Genomic DNA, 1,939 nt, shown 5'->3' with positions numbered 1-1,939 from the left:
CATCCCGGTGACAATCTCGCGCAAACGGCCAGGCTTCAGAGCTTTCGCCGAATGACATCCTGAAGCATCTCCCGATCCAGCGTCAGGTCCGCCACGATCTTCTTCAGCCGGGTGTTCTCGTCCTCCAGCGCCTTCAGCCGGCGCATCTCGTCAGGCAACAAGCCGCCGTACTTCTTCTTCCAATTGAAGTATGTCGCCTGGCTGATCCCAGCCTTTCGGCAGATCTCCGCGACCGGTGTGCCTTGCTCGCCCTGCTTCAGGATGAAGGCCTTCTGCGCCTCCGTGAACTTCGATGCTTTCATGCGATTCCGCTCCTCTCCCAGCCAGGGAAATTTAGCGGAAAACTCCAGCTCCGAACGATCCAGTTTTCAGGGGGCAGAGCACGGGCGGTCGCATGTTTAGAGCCTGATGGGGTCTGACACGATTGTACTGTCTAAGCCAGGTATTGATGACGATCTGAGCCTGTTTGGTGGTGTGGAACCATTCTGCGTTGAGGACTTCCCGGCGCAGAGTGCCATTGAAGCGCTCGTTGTATCCATTCTCCCAAGGTGATCCCGGGTAGATTTGGATCGGCTTAATGCCCACCTTTCTTAACCAGGTCTGCAGGGCCGTTGCGATGAACTCCGCGCCGTTGTCGGAACGGATGTGTTCGGGCTTCCCGTGCCGCAATAAGAGTGGGTAGAGCGCATCCAGCACGTCTGCGCTGTTCATCTTCGGCTTGACCGCTACGCAGAGCGCCTCACGGGTATACTCATCCAGCACCGTCAGCATCTTGTAGCTCTGTCCGTTGCTCAGCTTGTCGTGGACAAAGTCAATGCTCCAGATGTGATTGGGATGTTGCGGTCGGAGCCGGATGATCGAGCTGTCCTTGTGGTACAGCCGTTTGCGTTTCTTGTGCCGTTGTGGGAGCTGCAAGCCTTCTTCGCGCCATAGTCGTTCGATCTTTTTATGATTGACTGCCCAGCCTTCGACACGCAGCAGCTCGGCGACCTTGCGGTAGCCGTAGCGCCCATACCGTTTGGCCAATCGGATCATCGCCAGACGTAACGCCTCATCATCCTTTGGCGCTGCGCGGTATTGCAGCGTGCTCCGCGCCAATCCAATCACGCGACAGGTGCGCCGTTCAGAGGTTGCCAGCTTTTGTCGGGTGTGGACCACGGCCTGACGAAGCTGGTCTGCCGTCAGGCCTTTGGCTTTAGATAATCAAGGCTCTCCTTGAGAATGAGTTTGTCCAGTTCAAGCTCAGCCACGATTTTCTTGAGCCGATCATTCTCTTTCTGCAGCGCCTTCAGATTGGCCATCTCAGATCGTCCCATCCCACCAAACCGCTTGCGCCATGTGTAATAGGTCGCATCACTGACACCAGCCGTTCTGCACGCCGTCGCGACATCCGAACCAGATGCCAGGCCCAGCTCAATCTCGCGCAAAAGCCGCAGAATATCTTCGTCCGAATACCGTTTCCGCGCCATCAATCCCGTCTCCAAAACTAAGCCAACTGTGGCACAGTTTTAGGGGGCCAAGACAACGTAAAGCCTGATCAGAAAGGCACTCGCGCTCGGTTCAGCACACCACTTTCTGCGTCCGCAACACGTTGTTTTTCCACAGAATCGGCCATCAACCGCTCTTCGCGTGGCAGCAGCGATCTCAGCGACTTCAGACATTTATAGTATTGTTCCCCAACCAAGGCGTCAGTCGCCTCGGCGAGGACCCGGCGGCTGTCCGCATCGGTAAATACCTGACTTAACTCTTCTACCCGACGCAACAGTTGCTGACGCGCCTGGTCCGGTGCCATATCCCCGGACAGAATAAGCTGCGCCGCGTAACACACACGCCGAACCGGTGTGGTCACCTCATCCGGGTGGATCGCATCCCTCAGGCGCAACACGTTTCCCTCCGGCGTCATGATCGAGAACCGACCACGGCGATCACCATTTTCGAT

Annotated in this window: 1 protein-coding gene and 2 pseudogenes; all 3 read right to left on the bottom strand. The window is 56.8% G+C overall.

Annotated features, from left to right (window positions below):
• Nucleotides 1–302 (bottom strand): annotated as a pseudogene (locus ACR0DO_RS19430) (transposase); the annotation flags it as partial.
• A 31-nt stretch (nucleotides 303–333) separates the two neighbouring features.
• Nucleotides 334–1,469 (bottom strand): annotated as a pseudogene (locus ACR0DO_RS19425) (IS3 family transposase).
• 68 nt (nucleotides 1,470–1,537) lie between these two features.
• On the bottom strand, nucleotides 1,538–1,939 hold a 402-nt coding region (locus tag ACR0DO_RS19420), incomplete at its 5' end, for a flagellar biosynthesis repressor FlbT (protein WP_480561080.1).

Source organism: Ruegeria sp. AM9 (genome assembly GCF_056540565.1).
This window is presented reverse-complemented; position numbering and strand designations above follow the sequence as displayed.